This is a genomic window from Streptomyces sp. JLBJ103 (genome assembly GCF_058215575.1).
In genome coordinates, this window is the sequence record NZ_CM177089.1 from 101,531 (window position 1) to 123,968 (window position 22,438).

Sequence of the window (22,438 nt, forward strand, 5' to 3'; positions counted from 1 at the left end):
GGCATGTCACTGCTCAGGGACCGCAACTTCCTGCTTCTCTTCGTCGGCCAGGGTGTCTCGCGCTTCGGCGACGGCCTGTACACCGCCGCGACCGCGTGGCTGGCCTGGTCACTGACGAAGGATCCGGCCGCTGTGGCTCTGGTCAGCGTGTCCGCGTTCGCGCCCGCTTTCGTGGCCACGTTCATCGGCGCCTCGTACGCCGATCGCTACGACCGCCGGAAGCTGATGATCGCCACCGACCTTGCCCGGGTCGCCGTGCTGGTGGTGGCCCTGGTGCTGATGTCCCTCGGCCTGCTGGATCTGCCTCTGCTGGTGGCGGGAACCGCGTTGCTCGCGTTGATCGGCGCCCCGTTCGCACCGGCCCGCAACGCCATCGTCACGCAGATCGTGGCGGACGACCGACTTCAGCAGGCCAACGGGCTTTTGCAGGTGGCCTTCAGGGCCGCCTTCTTCGTCGGTCCGCTGATGCTCGCCCCGCTGCTCATGCATGGCTCGTTGCCGTTGGTGCTGGTGGTCAACGGGCTGACGTTCGTCGTCTCGGCGGGCGCCGTGGCCGCCATCCGCGTCACACGCCCTGCTCCGACCGGTGGCCAAGCGGGGCTGTGGTCCGATCTCGCGGCCGGGCTCAGGGCCGTGCGTGCCGCCCCCGACGTGCTGGTGGTCATCGCTACGTTCGTGCTCGCACTCACCCTCACCAGCGGTTTCTTGACGGTCGGGTTGGTCGCTGTGGTCGGAGAGGGCAGCCAGTACGGCCTGCTGCTGGGCCTCTCCGGGGTTGCCGAGGTGGTCGGGGCGCTGCTGATCGCCGGACTGCGCATCCGCAGACCGGCCCTGGCCGCGGTGCTGGCGTGGGCCGTGCTCGGGATCTTCCGTGCTCCGCTGGGAACGGTCGCCTCCGGTGCGGTGGCAGCGGTTCTGCTGACCGCCACCGGGCTGGCTTCGGCACTCACCGACATCCCGCTGATCTCACTGGTGCAGCAGCGCATTCCGGAACACCATCTCGCGAAGGCGCTGGGCCTGTGGGAGGCCGGGGTCGCCGGCGCCCTGGCGGTCTCACCCTTCGTGGCCTCGACCGTCATCACACTCGCCGGAGTGGAGAGGGCCTTCATGCTCTCGGGGGCCGCCCTCACCGTACTGGCCGCGACCGCTGCCCTTATCCTCGCCCGCCTCAGCGCGAGGCAGTCCCCGCGCCCCTGGAACGGCACTGCCGGTAAGGAGGCACGGGCAGGGGGCAGTTGCTCACAAGCCGGCCCGGTGACGTGTGTGACACACGACGGTCATGCCACTGACCGCTGAGCGGGGCAGCGACACCCGGGTGTGCTCGCCGCGGTGGGGGTCGCCATGGCGGTCGCGGCGCCCAGGCGCGCCGACTGACGGATTACGTGCTCATCCCTTGTGCGGCTTCCCCTCGTTGTCGGCTGAAGTGTCGGCGTGCGCGGTGGATGCGGGGGCATCTGCCTGGGGAGTGTGTGCGGCGGCACGGGCGAGGCCGGCTTCGACGCGTCGCAGGGCATCCAGCGTTTCGGCTTGCTGATCAGGGGTGAGATCGCCGGTCGAGGCATGTTCGAGTTCGGCCCAGATGCGTTCGACTTCTCGGCGCAACGCCTGGCTGGCGACAGTCGGTTCGATGATGACGGCGCGCTTGTCGTCGGGGCAGGGGCGGCGGCGGACGAACCCGGCGTTTTCCAGGCGTTTGATGCTGCGGGTCATGGTGGCGGCGTCGGAGTCGAGCAGGCGCACCAGATCGGTCTGCCGCTGGGGGCCGAGTTCCCACAGATGCATCATGACCAGTTCCTGGCCGAGGTGGAGGCCGAGGGGACGCAGCAGCTGGCCGGCGATCATGCGGTGCAGGCGGGCCACGCGGAAGATCGCATGGCTGACGGGCCCCGCGTGCGCTGAGGCGGGCACCGGCACCGTGGAGGAGGTCGGTGGCGCTTTCGGCGGCCGGCTCGATTGGCCTTGCGTGTTCGGGTCGGTTGCCCGGCTCATCAGGATCATCCTTTCCCGGCTCTGAAGCTGGCCGGACAGCTATCAGGATAACCGACCCTCCAAGCCCAGCGACGCTCCCCTGAACACACGGATAGCACCGAGTGAAAGCCGGGCATGTGCCGTGGTTCACAGGATGAGACGGGAAGGGTCGACGTTGATTTACTTGTTCGGACAGGTAATGCTGTCTGGAGGCCGGCGCCCCACGCCGGACCGGACAGTTCCCGTTCCCGTTCCCGACCAAAGGAATGATCATGACGACCGCATTCGACCCGATCGAGCTGGGCGGCAAGCGGCTGGCCAACCGCATAGCCATGGCGCCCATGACCCGCAGCCGTGCCTACGGGCCGGGTGCCACGGCGACGGAGCTGATGGCGACCTACTACGCGCAGCGGGCCGCCGCCGGTCTGATCGTCACCGAGGGCGTCCAGCCATCGGTGGTCGGCCAGGGCTACCCCGACACACCGGGCCTGCACTCCGCGGAGCAGGTCGCCGCATGGCGGCGGGTCACCGACGCGGTCCACCGTGAGGGCGGGGTGATCTTCGCGCAGCTGATGCACACGGGCCGCATCGGCCACCCCAGCCTGCTGCCCGACGGCCTGATCCCGGTGGGCCCCTCCGCCGTCACGGCAAAGGGGCAGGTGTACACCCACCAAGGCCCCCAGGACTTCGTCACGCCGAAGGAGCTGGACCACGACGAGATCGTCGGGACGATCGCCGACTTCGCCGACGCGGCGCGCAACGCGATCGCCGCCGGCTTCGACGGGGTGGAGCTCCACGGGGCGAACGGCTACCTGATCCACCAGTTCCTCGCCCCCAACGCCAATCAGCGCACCGACACCTGGGGAGGAGATGCCGCGGGCCGGGTGCGCTTCGGCGTCGAGGTCGCCACGGCCGTCGCCGAGGCGATCGGCGCCCACCGGACCGGTATCCGCATCTCCCCCGGCACCCCCTTCAACGACATCGCCGAGACGGACCCGGCGGATCTGGAGGCGACCTACACGGCCCTGGTGGCCGGCCTCGCCCCGCTGAGCCTGGCCTATCTGCACGTACTCGAGGGCCCCGACCGCAGCCTGACCGAGCGCCTGCGCAAGGACTGGCCCGGCACGTTCGTCCTCAACCCGTTCACCCACCCCTCGCCCACCGGCCAGGACTCCCTCGGCCTGATCGAGAACGGCACCGCGGACATGATCGCTTTCGGCGCGCTGTTCCTGGCCAACCCCGACCTGCCCCGTCGCCTCGCGGCCGGCGGTCCCTACAACGAGCCCGACCGAGCCACCTTCTACGGCGGCGACGAGCGCGGCTACACCGACTACCCGGCCCTACCCGCCTGACCGGCGCCACCCCAACCCGCCGGACACGGCGAACCCCGGCCCGCCCAGGGCGCGTTGTCGCCAGGGCCCGCCCCCTCGAAGACATTCACACCCATCCGAAAGGTTCGATTCCCCGTGGCCCCCATCGCCCGCAGACTCCAGCACGCCGCCTACGGCGGCCCCGAAGTACTCGAAGTGGCCGAGGTACCGCTGCCCGAGCCCGGCCCCGGCCAGGTCCGCGTCCGTGTCCACGCCGCCGGCGCCAACGCGCTGGATTCCAAGAAGCGCCGGGGCCTGTTCGCTCCCGGTCAGGAGGCCCCCGCCGAACCCCAGCCGCTGGGCCTGGAGATGGCCGGTGTCATCGACGCGCTCGGTCCCGGTGTCACACGCTGGAAGACCGGTCAGCCGGTCCTGGGACTCGCCGCCCAGCAGAACGCCGTTGCCACCCATGCCCTGGCCGACGCCGACAACATCGTCGCCAAGCCCGACGTCCTCACCTTCGAACAGGCCGCGGCCCTTCCGGTCGCCGCGGAGACCGCCCATCGCACCCTGCGCCGGCTCGGCCTGGGCGCCGGCCAGACCCTGCTGGTCCACGCCGCCGCCGGTGGCGTCGGTCTCATAGCCGTACAGCTCGCCCGCGCCTGGGGTGCCACCGTCATCGGCACCGCGAGCGAAGCCAACCACCCCTTCCTCCGTGACCTCGGCGCCACGCCCGTCACCTACGGCGACGGCCTGGCCGAACGCATACGCGCCGCGGCCCCGCAAGGCATCGACGTCGTCCTCGACGCCTCCGGACGCGGTGTGCTGCCCCTGTCCGTCGAACTGACCGGAGACCCGGAGAAGGTCATCACCATTGCCGACCTCGACGCCGCCCGGCACGGCGTGCGCTTCTCGAGCGGGATGCTCCCCATAGCGCAGGCCATGGCGGAGATCCTGCCCATGATCGAGGACGGCCGCCTCCGCATGCCCATCGAAGCGGTCTTCCCACTGGAGCGGGCGGCCGACGCCTACCGTCGCCTCGACAACGGCCATCTGCGAGGGAAGGTCGTCATCGCTGCCAGGACGCCCCTCGACCCGGCAGCGCGGGCGGTGCTCGACATGACCATGCGGCCCGGTGTTCCCCAGCTGCACGAACTGTCCGCGCCCGAGGCCCGTGCGGCGATGGACGGGGTGTGGGCCGACCTCGGGGGTGAACCGGCCGCGGTGGCCCGGACCGAGGACTCGGTGGCCAACGGCGTTCCCGTCAAGCTGTATTGGCCGGAGGGCGAGGGCCCGCACCCCGTGCTGATCTGGATCCACGGCGGCGGGTGGACGCTGGGAAGCGCCACCGCATCCGATGCCACGGCCCGGGATCTGTGCCGTCTCGCCGGATATCTGGTGGTCAGCGTCGACTACCGGCTCGCGCCGGAGCACCCCTTCCCGGCCGCTGTCGAGGATGTCCGGGCAGTGGCACAGTGGGTGTCCAGCCAGATCGGGGCGCTCGGCGGCGACACCACCAGGACGGCCGTCGGCGGGGATTCGGCGGGAGCCAACCTGAGTGCTGTGCTCGCCAACGAACTGCCGGGCACCTTCACCCTTCAGGTCCTGGTGTACCCGGCGACCGACCTCACCCACCCCTTCCCCTCGTACGAGGAGAACGGCGAGGGCCTGATGCTGACCAAGGACGGCCTCGCGTGGTTGCAGGGCCACTACCTCGGAGCCGACGTCGATCTGAAGGACCCGCGCGTCTCGCCCCTGTACGCGGACGCCGCCACGCTGGCCACCGCCCCACCGGCTCTGGTGATCACCGCCGGGTACGACCCGCTGCGGGACGAGGGCGAGGCGTATGCGCAGCGGCTGCGCGAAGCCGGCGTCACGGTGGAGCAGGTGAGCTACGAGGGCCAGATCCACGGATTCTTCAGCATGCCGGCCGCCATCCCCGCGGCCAGGGAGGCCATCGAACGCGTCACCTCGACGCTGCGACGGGCCTCGGCGTAAGTAATGCGGCGCTGACGGGCCCGGCGGATACCGCCGGGCCCACCCCTGCCGGCACGCCGGTCTTCAGCCCACCGACCCCACCGAAACCGCGGTCACGCACACGCGCTCCGCACACCTCCCTGAGACAAGAAAGCAATGTTCATGAGCACTCCCCCCTCCCCCGAAACACCGAGTGACACACCGCTCGAGGGCAAGGTTGTTGTCGTTCCCGGTGGCACGGGCAACGTCGGGGAAGGCATCGTCCGCAGTTTCCTCCACGCCGGCGCCACCGTTGTTGTGCCCAGCCGGAGCCGGGAACGTCTGGATCACCTCGCCGAGTTGATCGACCCCCAGCCGGGCAATCGCCTCATCCGGCTCCAGGCGGGATATGGCACCTTCGCCGAGGCGACGGAACTGGCAGAAAGGATCGTCGCTGACCATGGGCGCATGGACCACGTCGCCCCCTCCATCGGCGGGTGGTGGATGGGCAAGGCCCTGTGGCAGGTCAGCGAGAACGACTGGCAGCGGCATTTCGTGGAGACCACCACGTCGCATTTCGCGGTTGCCCGGGCCTTTGTGCCCAGGCTCGATGCGGCCGGAAGCTACACACTCATCGCCGGATTCGCCGCGCGCGAGCCCTACCCGCAGGCGGGAATCATCAGCATGCACGGAGCGGCGATGCTGATGATGCGTGAGGCACTGAGTGTCGACCTGGGTGGCCGACGCCGCGTCAACAACCTGCTCCTCGGCCCGATCATCAACCGCAGCCGTCCGAACGGCGACCCGTCGTGGCTCACCGCCGATCAGGTAGGAGAGGCTGCCGTGGCCGTGGCCCTCACCCCCTCCGTTCGGGACGAGAGCATCACCCTCGGCACCGTGGAGGAGCTGGGAAACGAACTGGCCCGCATGCGAGCCTGACACCTCGTCAAAAGACTGGTGCGGAGGGATACCCCCGGAGGGAGTGCGTGGATGGCAATTCCCGACACTGTGGAACCACTGGCCACGGACCCCGCATTGATCAGCGCGTTCGAGGTGTTGGGCCAGAAATGGAACGGAATCATCCTCCACACCCTGGCCCAGCGGCCGGCCCGCTTCAGCGAACTCCGCGGCGCGGTCTCCGGCATCAGCGACAAGATGCTCAGTGACCGGCTACGGGAACTCGTCGACAGGGGACTCGTCACGCACACCCGACTTCCGCCAGGTCCGGTCGCATACACCCTCACATCCGACGGGCACGCTCTGACGCCTGTACTTGACCAGGTCGCGAGCTGGTGGAAGCACCGTGCCAGGTGATCGCGGCGTGGTGCGGAGGACAGGCAGGACTGCCCATGGTCGCACTAGCTCTGCGGGACGTCCTTGAGGAATACGATTCCGTCGTTCTCGGCCAGGTGTGCCGGGTCGAGAGGGAAGTAGCCGAAGTACGGCGACACGCGGGGGGCGGGTGGCGTGTCGCCGAGGGCGGTGGCCAGCCGGGGGGCGTCGATGACGTAGCGGTCTTCCGGGAGCGCGTACAGAAGTCCTTCGATCGTGTCCGGTGGCGGGGTGTCCACGCCCTGGTGGCGCATCGTGCCAAGAGCCATGGCCACGAAGGCGTACTCCTCGCCCAGGTGGGCGTTCACGAGCGCGCCCGCGCTCCACCACTCCAGCGGCAGGTCACCCATCCGCATCGAGCTCTTGTCCCGCTGGAGATGGGCGTTGTGTGCGTGGACCAGTGCCGGGCCCCGTTCGCCGATGGCGAGGAGGTTGTCGGCCATCATCCGGTCCCGCAGGCTCACCAGCCACGTCATACGGGACGGTGAGGTGTCGGCCATCCAGAAGTGGTAGCGCAACAGGCCGGTGGCGGCACGCCCGTACAGGCGCGCCCGGTCCCAATCGGCCCGCGAGGTCGCGGTGATCAGGTGCGGTGTCTGCGCGTCGAGCAGCGCCACCAGATCGTCGGCGAGCAGCCGCAGCTCCCTGGCCTCGGCCGACTGCCCCACGGACTGGGCCGGGTCCATCATCGCGGCGGGGTTGGTCCACCGGCCGTCGGTGCCGAGCAGACGGTCGAGCGTTTCCGCGGTGCAGGGAAGCAGATCCGTGTCCACACAGGCAGAGAGGTAGCCGTGGAGTGCGGTGAGGGCCTGCCGGGGGCTCGCGGCACCCGTGATTTCCAGCGGGCCGTCGAAACCGGCGAAGCGGATCCGCTCGGACACGGGTCGGCCGTCGTTGTAGGCGCGCATCCAGCGCACAAGCTCTCGGTTGGCCGCGGACGCGCCGAACCCGTGGCTGAATCCGCGCTCCATGACCTGGTCGAGCGTGCCCGTGCCCCCGGTGACGTAGTCGTCCACGACCAGGCCCATCATGCAGTCGCTCTCGATCGCGATCGTCCGGTAGCCCTCCTGCTCGACGAGCTGACGGAAGAGCTCGTTGCGCAGGTCGAGCGGAGTGTCCACGCCGTGGGTGGGCTCGCCCAGGGCGAGCAGCCGCGGCCGGGCCGGGAGCAGCCTCATCACGGCGGCGGCGTCCACGGCATGCGCGGTGTCCTTGATCTCGGTAGCCATGCCTTCAACGGTATCGTTGAACTTTCGTTTGAAGCTTTTCCGCAGTATCGCCAGAACCATGGGACAAAACCTTCAAAGCGGTAAGCGACTCAGGCCGGTGGATCCGGCGCTCGGGCACGGTGCTTGCCGATCGGCGGGGAAGGTAAAGGCGTTGCGCGGCGAATTCCGGTCGGGCATGACTAGGGGCATGGAGTTCTTCTGCTACCACCGCGACCGGCCCGACTCCCTGGCACTGCGCGACGAACTGCTGGAAGAGCATTGGTCCTACATGGACCGGTACGCCAAGGAGATGGTCGCCCGGGGCCCGACCTTCACCGACGACGGCGACACTCCCACCGGCAGTGTGCATATCGTCGACCTGCCCGATCCCGCCGCCGCCCGCGTGTTCGCCTTCGACGAGCCCGGCTACCAGGCGGGCGTGTACCGGGACGTGATGCTACGACGGTGGCGCAACACTCTGGGGCGCACCATGTGGGACTTCCCCGGCGGCCGGACCGACGGCAACCGGTACCTCGTGCTCGGTCTCGGCACCGGGCGGGAGGCCGACCTTGCCGTGCCACCCGCCCGGGACGAGTTCATCGCCTACGGGCCGCTGCTGTCCGACGACGGCACCACCTGGCTGGGCACGGCGGCGCTGCTCCGGGCGACGGACCCGGACATGGCACGCACCGTACTGGCCCCGGAGCGATACGCCGACATCGAAGTACACAACTGGGAGTTCGGCGGTCGCCGGTGATGAGGCGTCGTGTGCCGGGACAGCGCGTCCCGGCCCACACCCCCTGGAGGAGAGAGGAATCCAAACGCACCAACCGCCACCCGGCAACCACTCTGTCGTTGCCCGGCCAAGCCGTCACAGGACATCGGCGAGACGGTCCACCTGGTTCGGGTCGAGGCCGTAGTCGTCGGAGCCGAGGTCGACGAAGGCAGCGATCGCATCGCGGATCTCGGCAGGCGTGGTGAGCATTCCGTCGCAGAGCGGTGTGGAGGCGCTCCCGCCACCGCTCGAGTGGTTTGACCTGTACGAATCAACCTGGGCAAGATCGCCCGAGGCAGTCAGGGCGTGAGCATCACGCAGAGGGAGAGGACCAGCGTTGGGGACGGTTGCGAAAGCCGGGAACGCCCTGGGGAAGGTCGGGTCGGGCGGGCCCGGCACGGGGCCGCCTGGTGCGAGGCGGAGTGTGGGGAGCCGCATCGGGGCCGGTGTGCTGGGCGTCCTCTTCGTGCTCCTCGGCCTGATCCTCGTCGCCGTCGGTTACGAGAAGGGCCCCGGGAAGGTGGCCGACAGCACCCCCGGGACAATCACTATCGAACACTGCGGCAAGGACACCAGCCAGGACGATGTGGAGTGCTCCGGCACCTTCCGCTCCGACACCGGCAAACTCCGTTACACCGTCGAGGACTTCGAGCCCGGCACGGAGTACGACAAGGGTGAGAAGGTTCAGGCGATGGCGACCGGCCCGCTGTCGTTCGACCGTGGCACCTCCACGTCGTTCTACGTCGAGGGTGCGCGCGCCTGGTGCGTCGCCGTGGCGATGTTCGGTGTGGCGACGTTCCCGCTGATCTCCGCCTTCCGGTCCGGCGCACGCCCCATGCGGCGTGGGATGTTCATGACGGGCCTCAGCCTGCTCTTCGGCGGTCTGCTGGGCTGCGGCATCTGCACCCTGGTGAACTCCGTGATGCTGTAGGCCGGTTACGCGAACTCAGCCGTCGGAGGGTCATGAGCATGCATGCATAGCTCACTTGGTCGGAACCGCCTACCGCGGTGCCACGAGTCGCGGGGCCCGAGGCCGCACGCACATCATCGGGGCTCGTCTCCTTGGGGTACACCACTCTGGGTTTCCACAAAGATGTGATCACTCAATTCGTGCGGCAACGTCGCCCGCTCGTCGCCGGTGACCCTCACTCCGCCCTCGGTGGCCACGACCGTGACCGTGTGATCGGGGTGTATCCCAGCGCGCTTCAGACGCAGCAGGACCGAGGGATCGTTCTGGAGCAGTTCGCTGATCCGGACGACCAACACCGTGCTCTCCGCGGCGTTGGCCGCATCCGTCAAGGTGAGGACGGACTCAAGGACGGCGCCGTTCTGCTCCCATGCGGGAATGGGGCTGCCGTGCGGGCATGTGGCGGGGTGGCCGAGGAGTTCCGTCACTCGGTTCGCCACCGCGTCGGACATCACGTGCTGCCATCGGGAGGCCTCGACATGAACGTCCTCCCATTGGAGACCGATCACGTCCACCAGAAGGCACTCGGCCAGGCGATGCTTGCGCATCACCCGCACGGCCCGTCGGCGGCCCGGCTCCGTCATCACCAGACGCCGATCACCGGCCACCTGTACCAGACCGTCGCGCTGCATCCGGGCCACAGTCTGTGAAACGGTCGGCCCGCTCTGCTGAAGTCGTTCGGCGATCCGCGCCCGAAGTGGCACCACCCCCTCCTCCTCCAGCTCGAATATGGTCCGGAGATACATCTCCGTCGGATCGACCAGGCTATGAGTTGTCAACCTTCTCTCCCCTCCCCGCACACCACCTGTCGGCATCGCCCGAGCGCGTACGGCCGCCCGTTCCACATCGATCTCATCGATGCTCACCCGGCGCACCGCCTGTCCGGTCGGTCCCGTGCGGGGAGTGGTTCGCGGTCATCGGTCTGCTCAGCTCGTGACGGTGGACTGGTTCGCCGCAGAACGGTGAGGGCAACGAGGACGGCGGCGGCCAGGAGCGCGGCGCTCAGGCTCAGACCGAGCGCGTATCCATCGTTGAGGGTCTCGGGTGTGGCGGTCCGCCCGGTGCGGTGGTGGGCCGCGGTGCCGAGGGAGGCGAGTCCGAGTGAGGCGCCGATTTGGCGTGAGCTGTTGAGCAGCCCTGAGGCGGTGCCGGTCTCGCGGGGCGCGACACCGGCGGTGGCGAGGGAGACGACCGGTCCGAGGCAGAGCCCGAAGCCGACGCTGGTGACGATCGAGGGCCCGAGGACGTCGGTGGTGAAGGAGCCGTCGGGGCTGATCAGACCGAACCAGGCGAGTCCGGTCGCGGTGAGGAGTCCGCCGATGATCAGAAGGGTGTGCGGGGCGAGACGGTAGCCGAGTTTGATGGCGAGCACGGAGCCGGTGACCACTCCAAGGGCGAACGGCAGGAACATGGCCCCGGTCAGCGCCGGCCCCGTCCCGAGGACTCGTTGGAGATAGAGGGACATGAAGTAGAAGGCCGAGGCCATGGCCGCACCGACCAACAGGTTGTAGGCGTTCGCGCCGGCGACCGAGCGGCGGGCGAACAGGCCGAGCCGGACCAGCGGTTCACGGGCGGTGGTCCGCTCGACGTAGAGGAACGCGGCCAGCAGCGCGGCGGCGACCGCCAGAGTCGTCAGGGTGGCCGGCGAGGTCCACGCATACCGATCGGTGCGGACGACGCCGAACACCAGCAAGGTCATGCCCGCCGTGGCCAGGACGGCACCGAGAACATCCGGACGTCCGCCGCGAGCGGCCGGCGGGCCGGCGGCGACGCCCCGCCAGGCCAGGGCCAGAGCGCAAGCGGCCATCGGTACGTTCACGAACATCACCCAGCGCCAGCTGGCGTACTCGGTGAGCAGGCCGCCTATCAGGACGCCGAAGGCGCCTCCGGCGGCGTTCACCGCGCTCCACACCCCGAAGGCCCGGACACGGGCCCTGCCCGTGGGGAACGTCGCGGTCAGCAGCGCCAGTGCGGCCGGAGCCAGCGCGGCGGCGCCGATGCCCTGTGCGGCTCGGGCGGCGACAAGCTGGCCCGGTTCCTGGGCGAGGCCACCGACGAGCGAGGCGAGGCCGAACAGGCCGAGCCCGAGCAGCAGGACCCGCTTGCGGCCGTACCGGTCCGCGGCCTTGCCGCCCAGGAGGAGCAGCCCGCCGAAGGTGAGGGCGTAAGCGTGGATCACCCAGGTCACGCCCACCTCGCCGAAGCCGAGACCGGCAGCGATCTGCGGGAGTCCGACATTCACGACCGAGAGGTCCAACGACACCATGAACTGCACGACGGCCACCGCGGCGAGCGTGCGCCCTGGCCGATCACCCGGACCATGCGTCATCGCGGATCGAGTCCGCAGCGTTGACTCTAACTTTCGGAACATGTTCCGAAAGTAGCATTGAGACCGGCCACTGGGAAACAGGAAAGGCCGAACCAGCACCGGCTTCACGATGAAGGGCGGCGGGACGGCATGATGGGGCGATGCCCCGACCACCCGCATCGCACGGCCGCACCGGCCGACCACCCCTGACCTCCCGTGCGCAGATCCTGACCGCGGCCCGCCGGCTCATCGACGAGGACGGCTGGGAGAAACTGACCATCCGCCGGCTGGCGGCTGAGATGGGCATCGGGGCGACAACCCTGTACCACCACATTCGGGGCAAGGACGACCTGCTGGTCCTCCTGCTGAATCACTACATCGACGAGATCGAACGCCCCCGACTGCCCAGGGATCCACGGGATCGCATCGTCGTGGCCGCCACCGCGATGCACGACGCCCTCGCGGCCTGGCCGTGGGCGGCTGAAATCCTCACAGCCGACGGTTTTGTCGGTCTCCTCGACGAATCAGCGCTGTGGATGGTCGAAGCCATCGTGGCCGCGGCCGACGACCACGGATGCACACCCGCGCAATCCGTCGATGTCTTCCGCAACATCTGGTACTACACCGTCGGCGAGATCCTCGTCCGCGCCCGCTCCCCCCACCGGCGGACGGACAACGAACTGCCCGCATTCCGCGAGAACTTCGACGCGTCCCACGTGCCACACCTGGCCGCCATCGGCGACCAATGGGCCGCACTGGCCGCTCGGGACATCTACCCGCAGGGACTTAGTACGTTCGTCGACGGGCTACTCCCGGAAGCCACGCCGACAACTCCGCGTGGCGCCGGCTGAGCAGAAGCGTCGGGGTGGGCTGGGCCGGCCCGACGGAGTCTCTCGCACAAGGGAGACGGGGAGAAGGCGCAGCGAAGCTGTAGCACACACCAGGACGTTGAGGTTGGGGTGCTCGAGCAAGCCAGGGAGCGCTGTGAGGGTGTGGGCCGCAACCGGCTGCGGCCCACACCGCGGTCAGTCCCATGTCTGCCACCCAACGGATGAGCAGGTGGACTCTGACCGAATGGGCGTCAGTTGCCCGTCGAGCGGACGGTGCTCATGATCTTCTTGATCTCGGCGGAGGTCAGCGCATTCGGCACTCCCTGGTCCGCGTAGATCACCCAGCCATGCATGGTGCCATCAGGGAGCTTCTGCGCGATGCTGTACACAACGGCCTTCGGCGGGACACACGAGCTCGGGCGGTTGGTGACGGTCACCTGGGCGGTCGCGGTGTAGCCGTCGATACCGCCGTGCTTCCACGGCTTGGCCTCACTGACCTTGATCTTGGGCTTGTGGTCCTCGCCCCCGTACGCGGCGAAGCCCCAGTTGCCCGCCCAGTTACGGGCATTCTCCTGGAGGGTGCCGTCCTTGCCGCCGCCCGTGGTGCCAACGGTGGCCAGCTGCCCCTTGCCCGCCTCACCCATTGCCTTGGGGTTGGGGCTGGACTCGCAGCCGCCCTGACGGTAGTTGGCCGTGCTCGTCATGATGACGATCGGCTTGCCGGTCTTGTCCGTGTAGGAGAGGGACACGTCCTTGTCGAGGACGTTCCACTTCTTGGCCTTGGCGGGCACGTCGTAGGCGAAGTGGTGCTTCTGCGCGATCTGGGTCTGCCATCCCGGAACCGACGGCTGATCACCCGAGGGACTCGCCGGGGCAGAGGACTGGGACGTCCCTGCCGAGGGTGCCTTCGACGCCGCGGCGTCGGTGTTTTTGTCCGTGGCACTGCCGGTGTCGTCGTTGCACCCGCTCAGAGCGACGGCCATGCCGATGCCAATGGCCGCGATCAGGGTCTTCTTCTGTCGTCGGGACGGCATCCGGGTGGACTGCCGGTGCTGAGCGATGTGCTCGATGATCTTTGACTGAGACATGATCGGCACTCTATGTGAACCGCACTCCCCCTCATTCACCAGGAGGACGCCCGCCGCGAGACGGATACCTGCTCGTGACACGCACAGCACAAAGGACTCACACGATCCGCACCCCCGTGCCCATACCGGGGGGATGAAGTGCGGGCCGTGTTGGGCGCGATCGCGCTCAGCACGGACCGCATGATGTCCGTCCCCCGGGGCTGTTTCCCCCGGTCTCTCCCCCATGGGCGGCCGCCGGACGCCGGGCTGGTCAATCCCGAACGACCGCTGACCGCCAGTGCCGGACCGACCGGGATCCTCCGGTGACCGGCATCATCTGCCGTGCTGCCAGTGGGTCACCCCTACTTGGCGAACACCGCTTTTTCGCCGCCCTCGCAGGACGCCTTTTCCGCGTCGGTCATCGGACGGCTCCGGACCACAACGGCGCTGTTCTTGCCGCCCGTTCCGTTTTCCGCCGGGCTGGAAATGGTGTCCGGGACGAACCAGAAGTAGTGATCCCACTTGGGGCTGTCGTAATGCGTCTGCCACGTACCGGAGACATCACGCATCAGCTGAGCACGGGAGATCCACGCCACTTCCCCGGGCTTTGCCGTCACGTTCTGCTCGTCCGACTCCGTGGACTCCCTGGTCCAGGTGTGACCGTAGCTCGCCGTCACGCTGAGGTCGACGATGTCCATGATCTTTCCGCCGACGGTGACGGAGACTCCGACGGAGTCGGTCGAACCGACCTTCTGCGACCAGCTGAGCTTCTTGGTGCTGTCCGAGGTACTGCAGTTGTAGAGCGTGTCCGAGACCTGCTGGAAATTACCGAGGTACGGCTCACCGATCTGAGGGTCGTTGAACGTGCACTTACCCTCCCCGGATTCGCAGTCCGCCAGGAGCTGCTCACGCGTCGGCTCGTCAGCCGCGGACGCGGCAGCCGTACCCGCCGCCGCGAGTCCGCACGTCGCCAGGGATATCACCAGGATCCGGCTTGCGTTCCGCCTGATACGGCGCAGGGCCATGTGAACGCACCTTTCTCTCTTGTCATCTGATGGCACACCAACGGACCACCCCGACCAACAGGGTGGGAGGCCGTATGTCCTCAGATGAAAGACGGAGACCGCGGAAGAAGCCCCTCCGCGCGAAAAGAGTTTCTACCATAAACTGCGGAATCGCGGCAGTCGCGTTCAGAGTTGAAGGTCCGTCAACTTGCCGCCTCCGCCTCCCAGTCAGGTGGCTCCACGGAGACCAGCTCCTTTAAATGAGCATTCAACGATGCATGCACCTGAAGGATTGAAAAGAGAACGTCAGAGCCTCGACCCCGGGTGCGTACCACCGCTCAAACGGCCGGGGCAAACGCATCCCAGCACGCTTCAGAGTTCCTCGGCAAAGGGACGGCGACCCCAGCCGAGATCATCGGCGAGAGGGCGAGATCAAGCCGCCCGGCCGCGACATTGGCGAGATGCCGCTCGATCTCCTCATCCGTGGCGAGGCCCGCGGCGGTGAGCTTGTCACGTACCTGACGGACGGTGGCCGCCTTGAGGACGTCGCACTGGGGCGAGGTGATCGGGAAGTAGGCGTCGGCCTCGACCTCCGTGCGGCCCACCTCGCGCAGCAGCCGCGGCAGCTTGCGTCCATAGGCGAGGTCGGCGCCGCGCTGCCGCAGCAGCTGACGGAAGCCGTGGCGCAGCCGATTTGCCAACGAGCGCAGCGCGGCATCGCGGTAGACGACGTGAACCAGGACGAGGCGGGCGTGGATCAGGTCGAAGGGACCGGCCGGGGGTTCGTCGACGGCAACGTCATGGCGGAGCACCTCGACCCCCGCGGCGGCGGCCGTCTCGGTCCAGGACACGTCGATGTCGGTGGCCAGCACGCGCCCGCGTGGCCCGACACGCTCGGCAAGCCACGCGGGGACCGTCGGACCGCCGGCCCCCACCTCCCAGCACCGCCAGCCCTCGTCGATGCCGACGAGCCGATCATGCCACGGTTGCCTGACCGCGATTGAACTGGTGACGGATCACCTGCTTCGCATCGCTCGATTCGCTCGATCCATATCAGCGCGTCAGTCTGAGCGGCAGCTCCTGTAGGCCGCGGAAGCTGACGTTCGGTCGCCAGGTCAGCTTCTCGCCGGTCAGCTCGATCGTGGAGTAGCGTCGCAGCAGTTCCGTCAGCACCATGGCGGTCTCCAGCTTTCCGAGGGCGGCGCCGATGCAGTAGTGGGGGCCGCCACTGAAAGCCAGCGTTCTGGTGCCGGTCCGCGTCAAGTCGAGGCGGTCGGGGTCGGAATAGCGTGCCGGATCGCGACTGGCCGCTCCGAAGAGCAACATCACCTTGGCCCCCTCGGGAAGCGTGACGTCCTGAAGGGCGACGTTGTCGGTCAGGAGTCTGGAGACGATCTGCACGGGTGGGTCGTATCGAGTGATCTCGTCCATGGAGTCAGTGATCATCTCGGGGTTCTCGCGCAGCATCCGCAACTGGTCGGGATGGCGGAGCAAGGCCAGCAGACCGTTTCCGATCAGATTGACCGTTGTCTCATGGCCTGCGACGAAGAGAAACAGAACATTGGCGATGATCTCGTGGTCGGTCAGCCGGACGCCGTCCACCTCGGTGTGCACGAGGAGGGACAGAATGTCTTCTCGCGGTGCGGACCTGCGCTGTTCGAGTTGGTCGGTGACATATTCTCGAAACTCTACTTCTGCGGCATTCATGTCGGCCGTGTCCTCGATGGTTATCGAGGGATCGATCACCCGGCTTATGTGTTCCGTCCAGCGACGGCACTGGTCTCGGTCATCCGTGGGGAGGCCCAGAAGTTCGCAGGTCACGGTGACAGGCAGGGGTAACGCGAGACTGTCGATCAGGTCGGTCTCGCCGTCGCCCACGGCGTCGAGGAGGCGGTGGGTCTCAGCGGCTATACGCGGCCGAAGTCGCTCTACGGAGCCACGGGTGAATACCTTGCTGATCACGCTGCGGATCCGCCGGTGCGCGGGTCCGTCGAGCATGAGCATCCAGCTGCGCACACTCTGGACGAGCGGGCTGTCCAGGCCACCGCGGCGGTCGGCCCATGTCGCGTTCCGGTAGAACTCGCTGGAAACCCCTGGTGCGCGCAGTACGGCATCGACATCGTCATAGCGTGAGAGAACCCAGTACCCGAAGTGTGACCGGTGAATCGGGTCGGTCTCTATCAGGCGTCGATAGATGGGGTAGGGGTCCGTACGGATCGCTGGATCTCGTGGATCGAAAATAATCGTCATGTCCATCCTGTCCCTCTGGCCGTGTGCTTCCGCCACACCTCGGCGGCGCAAGCGGACGTGCCGGTCAGATCCCGCGAATGCGGTCCACGAACTCGGCCAGGTCTTCGGCTGACGCATTGCCTCGCGAGGTGGCGAAGTCGTTGACGAGGCGGACCAGCGCTTCGTATGCCTCGGTGTGGTCGTAGGACGTGGCGTCGATGACGTTCAGGGACCAGCGCCAGTACCCGTTCAGCGTGTCCGCCAGTGGCATGCGAAAGGTGGACAGCACGTCTTTGAGATCCGGTACGGTCGCCGCGAGCCCGTGCCGCTTGATGTAGGCGCCGACGAGCTCGGTGTAGAAGGCGAAATGCCGCGCCTCATCCCTGGCCAGCCGGTGCAGCAGGTCACGCAGCACCGGCTCCGTGGCCACCGCTTTGAACCGTTGGTAGAAGAGCTGTGTGGCCTTCTCCTGGACCAGCGTGTAGGTGAAAGCCTGCACCGGGTTCTCGTAGGGCAGTGCGAACTTCTTGCGGCCCTCCTCGGCCAGCTCCCGCATCAGTGCCTCGGGGCTGCTGATGCCGGCCTCGATCTGGTACCTGGTCAGCACCGAGGCGTGCCGTTCCTCCTCGTTCGCCCAGGAGATCAGGAACCGGAAGTACTCCCGGTTGAAACAGAACTCCTCGATCGCCAGATCCTCGCCGGACACCGGGAAGGCATCCAGGAAGTAGGTGAGATACCCGGGGATGTGGTCCTCGATGAAGGTGATGAACCGGACCACCGACCGGTCGGTGTCGGTGAGTTCCTCCGGCCGCAGCGTCGCCCAGGGCAGCTCGTCGATGGACCAATGCCGCGCCTCGGCACGGCCCACCGCTTTACGGGTGAGCGCGCCGATTTCCTCGGGGGCGATGAACCGTCCCGACCGCTGCGCAGCGGACTCGGGCAGGTTTTCGGTCACGGGACCTCCGTCCGGCCCATCCGCGATTTCACCGCACTCAGCGCGTAGTGCTTGGTGGTGTAGCCCCAGCCGGCGTTGGCCGTTTGGAGATAGCGGATGAGTGGCTCGCTCATACCCGGTGCCACCAGTTCGACGCGGTCACGCGCGGCCTCGACCCGCTTTTCCCACTCCTCGATGGTGCGGTGGTAGTGCGCGGTGAGATCGGTGAACGCCGTGAGACTGAACTTGGCTGATTCCACCGCCTCCACCAGCACCGAGAACGGCACCATGTCGGCGAACCCGAAAATGCCCTCGGTGACGTGTCGGGTTCCGGGCCGCCGCGAGAACTCCGCGTAGGCGTCGTGGTCCCGGAAACAGCTTTCCGACAGGTACAGCGAACCGCCGCGCCGCAACAGCCCGTACACCTTGCGCAGTACAGCCGTCCGGTTCGGCATATGGACGATCGAGCCGAGCATGGTGGCCGCGTCGAACGGTCCGGCCGGCTCGACGTCGGAGAACGAACCGAGCTCCAGCGTGATCAACTCGGCCACGCCCGCCTTCTCCGCCTGCGCCCGGATGTACTCGGCCTGGGGCCGCGACGGGGTGACTCCGGTGGCGTGGCAGCCGTACTCCTGCGCCATGAACAGGATCAGGCTGCCCCAGCCGCATCCGACGTCGAGCAGTCGCTCACCGCCGGTGATGCCGAGCTGCCGCGCGACGAAGTGCAGCTTGTCCGTCTGCGCCTGGTCGAGATCGGTGTGCTCATCGGTGAACAGCCCGGAGCTGTACTTGAGCCGCTGGTCGAGGTAGATGGCGAACAGTTCGGCGGGCAACTCGTAGTGCTGGTTGGTGGCCTGGACCGCCTCCTGCGGGGGCAGTGTGCTCATGACCCCGCCAGTTCCCCGCTGACGTACTTCTCGATCAGGGTGACCAGGTCGTCGACGGTTATCGCGGCGAAGACGGCCTCGTCGCTTAATTCGATGTCCCACCGGCGCTCGAGTTTGGCCACCACGCGCACCAGCTTCAGCGAGTCGGCGGCGGGCAGGTTCTTGAGCACGTCGTCGCCATGGATCCCGGCGGCGGAGATGTTCAGCTCGGTGGCGAGCAACTCGGTGGTGACCGCGGCGATTTCTTCGCGGGTGGCGGACTCGTTGGTCATGATTCTCCTGTTCCGTGGTCGAAGTAGTGCCGGACGCGGCCGAAGGCGGTGTCGTCCAGCTTCATCAGTTGTCTTGCCTGCTCGGAGCGGATCGGCTGATAGGTGCCGGTGGCCATGACGTGCAACTCGCCGCCGGGGCCGGTGATCTCCGCCTCGGTGTGCAGCACCCCGTTGCCCTGGCCGCTGATCCGCGCGGACGTCAGATACGGCGTGCCCACCACGAGGGGGAGCAGCATCTTGCTGCGCAGGGTCACGGTGAACGCGAGCATGCCGTGGACCAGCGCGAGGGTGTCGCCCATCGCCTCGTCCAAGAGCACGTTCACGATGCCGCCGTGCACGATCCCCGGGTAGGAGGCGTAGTTCTCCGAGAACGTCGTCTCGGTGGCGTAATCACCGTTCGGCAGCCGCCGCATGCGCAGCTTGAGCCCGATCGGATTGCGCGGGGAGCAACCGAAGCAGTTGAAGGAGGGCTCCGAGTGCCAGGGGAATTCGATCTCCTCGCCGATGCCCTGCTGAGCGGCGCTCATACGGAGGCCGCTTCCTTCAGCGACTCCTCGGCGATCGCCCGTCGTACGTCGGACATCTTGGTGAGCTGGTAGCCGGTGAGCGTGGAGAAGTACTTGAACAGCTGCTCACAGCACTTCGCCCATTCCGTGCCGCCTTCGTCCACCTCGGCGAAGTAGGCGAACATCTCGTCGATGGTCTCGTGGTTCTCCAGCTCGGGCAGGTTCCCCTTGAACCGGCTGACCGGATGGCGGTACAGATCGCGTGTGGTGCCCATGTAGATGTACAGGGTTTCCAGTACCGACAGGCATTCCTTCGGCCGCTCGGCCAGTTGCCGCCCGGTGTAGTGGGCGAACTCCCGTGCGTGCCGGGCTTCGTCGCCGCTGGCCTTCTTCAGGATCGCGGCGAGCACCGGCTCCTGCATGCTGCGGGCGACGCATTTGTAGGCGTGGGTGGCCAGTACCTCGCAGATGACGTTGGTGGCCAGGGTGGCCGCCCTGGTCACCCCCGGCGGGTACGCCTCGCGCATCGAGGCGATCGTGCGGTGTTCGATGCTGTGTCCCGCCAGTTGCAGCCAGGTCTGGAAGGCGAGGTGGTGCTGGATCTCCTGGTAACCCCAGATGCACGCGAACTGCGAGAAATCGTAGTCCGTGTCGAACTCGTTGAGCAGGCCGTGGGTGGCGGCGATGACGTTGGACTCGCCCACGATGGCGCCCTTGGCGAACACGATGTGCTCGGGCAGCACCAGGTCGGCCCGGAATTCACTCCACGGTATGTGGTGCATTTCCCAGGTCGCGTGCTGATAGCCAGCGAAGACCTGGGCGCTGTGCAGCTGATCGTCGTCGAGCAGGGGCACACCGGCAGGCGATGTCGTTCTGACCTTCACACCCGTTCTCCTCGGTCTGGACTGTCGATGGCGGGTAACACCCCGTCGGCGTCATCGGCGGTGACGCGTCGAGCGGCCAGCACGCGTTGCCACTTGCCGCTGGTGGTACGGGGGATCCAGTGGGGCTTGACCGCGTAGACCTCCACCGTGGACAGGTCCAGCTCGGCGGCCACCCGCCTGCGGACTTCCTCGCGCACCTCGGCGGCGTCCGCACCGGTCTCCACGATGACGCCGATCCGCTCACCGCCCTCGGTGTCGGTGTCGGAGAAGGCGACGCAGCGGCGGCGGTACACGCCCGGTACGGTGCGCGCGACCTCCTCGACGTCGTCGGGGAAGAAGTTCTGGCCGTGCACCACGATCATCTCTTTGTGCCGGCCGGTGACGTACAGCTCGCCGTCGAGAAGGAAACCGAGGTCGCCGGTGCGCAGCCAGCCGTTGTCGAACGCCGCCGCTGTCGCCTCGGGGTCGCGGAAGTACCCGGTGGTCACCGGCTCCCCGGAGATCTGAATCTCCCCGAGCGTGCCGTCGGCGGCCGCCTCCCCGTCCTTGCCGACGATCCGGAGTCCGATGCCGTGTACGGCGCGGCCCACCCCGACGACCGGCTTGGCCGCGGGCGAGAACTCCTCGACCGGGCGCACTTCACCGGTCCTGGCCAGTTCATCGCGGTCCACCGCGCGGATCTTCGGGGTGTCGCCGGGGGTGGGGTAACTGATCGACAGGGTGGCCTCGGCCATGCCGTACACCGGGTACATCACCGATGGGGCGACGCCGCTGGGCGCCAGTGCCTCGGTGAAGCGCCGGACGGTGGCCGCGCTGACCGGTTCGGCGCCGTTGAACGCCAGCCGCCAGCTGGACAGGTCCAGTGTGGCCAGGCGTTCGGCGGGCACCTTGTCGAGCAGGTAGTCGTAGGAGAAGTTGGGGCCGGTCATCACGGTTCCGCCGTGTGCGGCGAAGTGTTCGAGCACCGCGCCCGGCCGGCGGAGGAAGGTGGTCGGGGGGAAGACGTGGACGTCGGCGCCGTTGAGCCAGTGCGACAGCAGGCCGATCAGGCCCATGTCGTGGAAGGTCGGCACCCACTGGACGAACACGTCGTCCGGGCTGAAGTGGCCCGAGACCGCGCAGGCTTGCAGACCGGCCATGGTGGTCCGATGGGGCAGCATCACGCCCTTGGGCAGGCTTGTGCTGCCGGAGGTGAACTGGACGACGGCCAGTGCCTCGGGATCGATGGTGGGCAGCGTGAGTGCGCTGCCGGTGCCGCTGGACGAAGGCGGGGCCAGCAGGGTCAGATCGGGGCGTACCGCGGCGAGTTCGCGGCCGAGGTCGTCGTGGCCGGGGTCCAGGACAAGGTGGCGCATGCCCGCGACGGCGGCGATGCGCGCGATCCTGCGCGCGGTGCCCCGCACATCACCGAAACCGGCCTGGACGGGCAGCACGCTGATCGCCGCCCCGGCCCGCCAGAGCCCGAAGGCCGTGGTCAGGAACGTGGCGGCGGTGGGCACCAACATGCCCACGATGTCACCGGGTTGCACCCCGGCGCGTAATAACTCGTGTGCGGCCGCCGCTGCGGCGGAGTCGAGTTCTGCCGCGGTGATCTCGTCTCCGGCGGTCGGGAATCGTGCGCGGGAATCCGGTGATGCCTTCGCCGACCGGGCCAGGCTTTCCCCCAGGGTCTCCCCGTCCAGCAGGGCAGGTCGCATGAGTCGCTGCACTTGATTCCCTTCGGTGGTCAACCCTTGTAAGGGTTCGGTGGTCAACCCTTGTAAGGGCGGGTAAGGCGACTTCAGGTGCTCAATACTGGACTTGAGCCAGTCAACTCCAAATCCGGAGATCGCACCGTAGCGTGGACATCTCGTGTGATTCAAGGAAACCCTGCCGAAAGCTAGGTGACTCCATAGCCAATCGCCGGTGGGGGTTGACGGCGCTTGTCCGGAACTGAATACGCTGATCTGCCCTGCAGACTCTTCCTGGGCAGGTCGTGGCATTCGGCGCCAGTGGCCCAGG

At 67.8% G+C, this 22,438-nt stretch carries 20 protein-coding genes and 3 pseudogenes; 9 read left to right on the forward strand and 14 right to left on the reverse strand.

Annotation, left to right across the window (positions count from 1 at the left end; genetic code table 11):
* The first annotated feature begins 3 nt into the window (after positions 1-3).
* Positions 4-1,296 (forward strand): MFS transporter, encoded by a 1,293-nt coding sequence (locus AC4BEG_RS00480; RefSeq protein WP_490703914.1) that lies wholly within the window; start codon positions 4-6, stop codon positions 1,294-1,296.
* Positions 1,297-1,386: 90 nt separating this feature from the next.
* On the opposite strand, the gene AC4BEG_RS00485 is transcribed toward AC4BEG_RS00480, so the two are convergent.
* The gene (locus tag AC4BEG_RS00485) at positions 1,387-1,989 is read right to left on the reverse strand and encodes a MarR family winged helix-turn-helix transcriptional regulator (protein WP_490703915.1); all 603 of its coding nucleotides are present in this window, start codon (positions 1,987-1,989) and stop codon (positions 1,387-1,389) included.
* Between the two features lie 251 nt (positions 1,990-2,240).
* On the opposite strand from AC4BEG_RS00485, the gene AC4BEG_RS00490 reads away from it, so the two are divergent.
* The 5 genes and pseudogenes from AC4BEG_RS00490 to AC4BEG_RS00510 all read left to right on the forward strand — a co-directional run bounded on the left by AC4BEG_RS00490 (position 2,241) and on the right by AC4BEG_RS00510 (position 6,548).
* Positions 2,241-3,320, forward strand: a complete 1,080-nt coding sequence (locus AC4BEG_RS00490) for an alkene reductase (RefSeq protein WP_490703916.1) — start codon at positions 2,241-2,243, stop codon at positions 3,318-3,320.
* Between the two features lie 123 nt (positions 3,321-3,443).
* Positions 3,444-4,352, forward strand: a pseudogene (locus AC4BEG_RS00495) (NADP-dependent oxidoreductase); the annotation flags it as partial.
* Positions 4,353-4,607: 255 nt separating this feature from the next.
* Positions 4,608-5,276: pseudogene (locus tag AC4BEG_RS00500) on the forward strand (alpha/beta hydrolase); the annotation flags it as partial.
* A gap of 135 nt (positions 5,277-5,411) precedes the next feature.
* Complete coding sequence (locus AC4BEG_RS00505) at positions 5,412-6,173, forward strand: SDR family NAD(P)-dependent oxidoreductase (protein WP_490703917.1); 762 nt, start codon at positions 5,412-5,414, stop codon at positions 6,171-6,173.
* Between the two features lie 51 nt (positions 6,174-6,224).
* Positions 6,225-6,548, forward strand: coding sequence for a winged helix-turn-helix transcriptional regulator (locus tag AC4BEG_RS00510; protein WP_490703918.1), 324 nt, complete (start codon positions 6,225-6,227; stop codon positions 6,546-6,548).
* Positions 6,549-6,592: 44 nt separating this feature from the next.
* Here the strand turns inward: AC4BEG_RS00510 and AC4BEG_RS00515 are convergent, their stop codons facing one another.
* Positions 6,593-7,795, reverse strand: a complete 1,203-nt coding sequence (locus tag AC4BEG_RS00515) for an erythromycin esterase family protein (protein ID WP_490703919.1) — start codon at positions 7,793-7,795, stop codon at positions 6,593-6,595.
* Positions 7,796-7,982: 187 nt separating this feature from the next.
* On the opposite strand from AC4BEG_RS00515, the gene AC4BEG_RS00520 reads away from it, so the two are divergent.
* Positions 7,983-8,531, forward strand: a complete 549-nt coding sequence (locus AC4BEG_RS00520) for a YciI family protein (protein ID WP_490707315.1) — start codon at positions 7,983-7,985, stop codon at positions 8,529-8,531.
* 442 nt (positions 8,532-8,973) lie between these two features.
* Positions 8,974-9,480 (forward strand): hypothetical protein, encoded by a 507-nt coding sequence (locus AC4BEG_RS00525; protein WP_490703920.1) that lies wholly within the window; start codon positions 8,974-8,976, stop codon positions 9,478-9,480.
* Positions 9,481-9,593: 113 nt separating this feature from the next.
* Here the strand turns inward: AC4BEG_RS00525 and AC4BEG_RS00530 are convergent, their stop codons facing one another.
* Entirely contained in the window at positions 9,594-10,262 is a 669-nt protein-coding gene (locus tag AC4BEG_RS00530; protein WP_490707316.1) for an iron-dependent transcriptional repressor DtxR, read from the reverse strand.
* Positions 10,263-10,378: 116 nt separating this feature from the next.
* Positions 10,379-11,845, reverse strand: a complete 1,467-nt coding sequence (locus AC4BEG_RS00535) for an MFS transporter (protein WP_490703921.1) — start codon at positions 11,843-11,845, stop codon at positions 10,379-10,381.
* Between the two features lie 140 nt (positions 11,846-11,985).
* Here AC4BEG_RS00535 and AC4BEG_RS00540 point away from each other — a divergent pair, with 140 nt between their 5' ends.
* Positions 11,986-12,675, forward strand: a complete 690-nt coding sequence (locus tag AC4BEG_RS00540; RefSeq protein ID WP_490703922.1) for a TetR/AcrR family transcriptional regulator — start codon at positions 11,986-11,988, stop codon at positions 12,673-12,675.
* 230 nt (positions 12,676-12,905) lie between these two features.
* Here AC4BEG_RS00540 and AC4BEG_RS00545 read toward each other — a convergent pair whose 3' ends face one another.
* From AC4BEG_RS00545 to AC4BEG_RS00590, 10 genes and pseudogenes are all read right to left on the reverse strand, one after another.
* Positions 12,906-13,742, reverse strand: a complete 837-nt coding sequence (locus AC4BEG_RS00545) for a DUF8017 domain-containing protein (protein ID WP_490703923.1) — start codon at positions 13,740-13,742, stop codon at positions 12,906-12,908.
* A 341-nt stretch (positions 13,743-14,083) separates the two neighbouring features.
* Entirely contained in the window at positions 14,084-14,746 is a 663-nt protein-coding gene (locus tag AC4BEG_RS00550) for a hypothetical protein (protein ID WP_490703924.1), read from the reverse strand.
* A gap of 351 nt (positions 14,747-15,097) precedes the next feature.
* Positions 15,098-15,726, reverse strand: a pseudogene (locus AC4BEG_RS00555) (methyltransferase domain-containing protein).
* 52 nt (positions 15,727-15,778) lie between these two features.
* A complete protein-coding gene (locus tag AC4BEG_RS00560) occupies positions 15,779-16,975 on the reverse strand; it encodes a cytochrome P450 (RefSeq protein WP_490703819.1) in 1,197 nt (398 codons plus the stop codon).
* A gap of 64 nt (positions 16,976-17,039) precedes the next feature.
* A complete protein-coding gene (locus AC4BEG_RS00565; protein WP_490703820.1) occupies positions 17,040-17,909 on the reverse strand; it encodes an acyl-ACP desaturase in 870 nt (289 codons plus the stop codon).
* Positions 17,906-18,775, reverse strand: coding sequence for an SAM-dependent methyltransferase (locus AC4BEG_RS00570; RefSeq protein ID WP_490703821.1), 870 nt, complete (start codon positions 18,773-18,775; stop codon positions 17,906-17,908). Before AC4BEG_RS00570 ends, AC4BEG_RS00565 begins: the two co-directional genes overlap by 4 nt.
* Positions 18,772-19,047 carry an acyl carrier protein gene (locus tag AC4BEG_RS00575; protein ID WP_490703822.1) on the reverse strand — a complete coding sequence of 92 codons (276 nt, stop codon included), beginning with the start codon at positions 19,045-19,047 and terminating at the stop codon, positions 18,772-18,774. The genes AC4BEG_RS00570 and AC4BEG_RS00575 overlap by 4 nt, the downstream gene beginning before the upstream one ends.
* On the reverse strand, positions 19,044-19,574 hold the full coding sequence (locus AC4BEG_RS00580) for a PaaI family thioesterase (protein ID WP_490703823.1): 531 nt from the start codon (positions 19,572-19,574) through the stop codon (positions 19,044-19,046). Before AC4BEG_RS00580 ends, AC4BEG_RS00575 begins: the two co-directional genes overlap by 4 nt.
* Entirely contained in the window at positions 19,571-20,437 is an 867-nt protein-coding gene (locus tag AC4BEG_RS00585; protein WP_490703824.1) for a ferritin-like domain-containing protein, read from the reverse strand. The genes AC4BEG_RS00580 and AC4BEG_RS00585 overlap by 4 nt, the downstream gene beginning before the upstream one ends.
* Complete coding sequence (locus tag AC4BEG_RS00590) at positions 20,434-22,146, reverse strand: AMP-binding protein (RefSeq protein WP_490703825.1); 1,713 nt, start codon at positions 22,144-22,146, stop codon at positions 20,434-20,436. The genes AC4BEG_RS00585 and AC4BEG_RS00590 overlap by 4 nt, the downstream gene beginning before the upstream one ends.
* Positions 22,147-22,438: the final 292 nt, after the last annotated feature.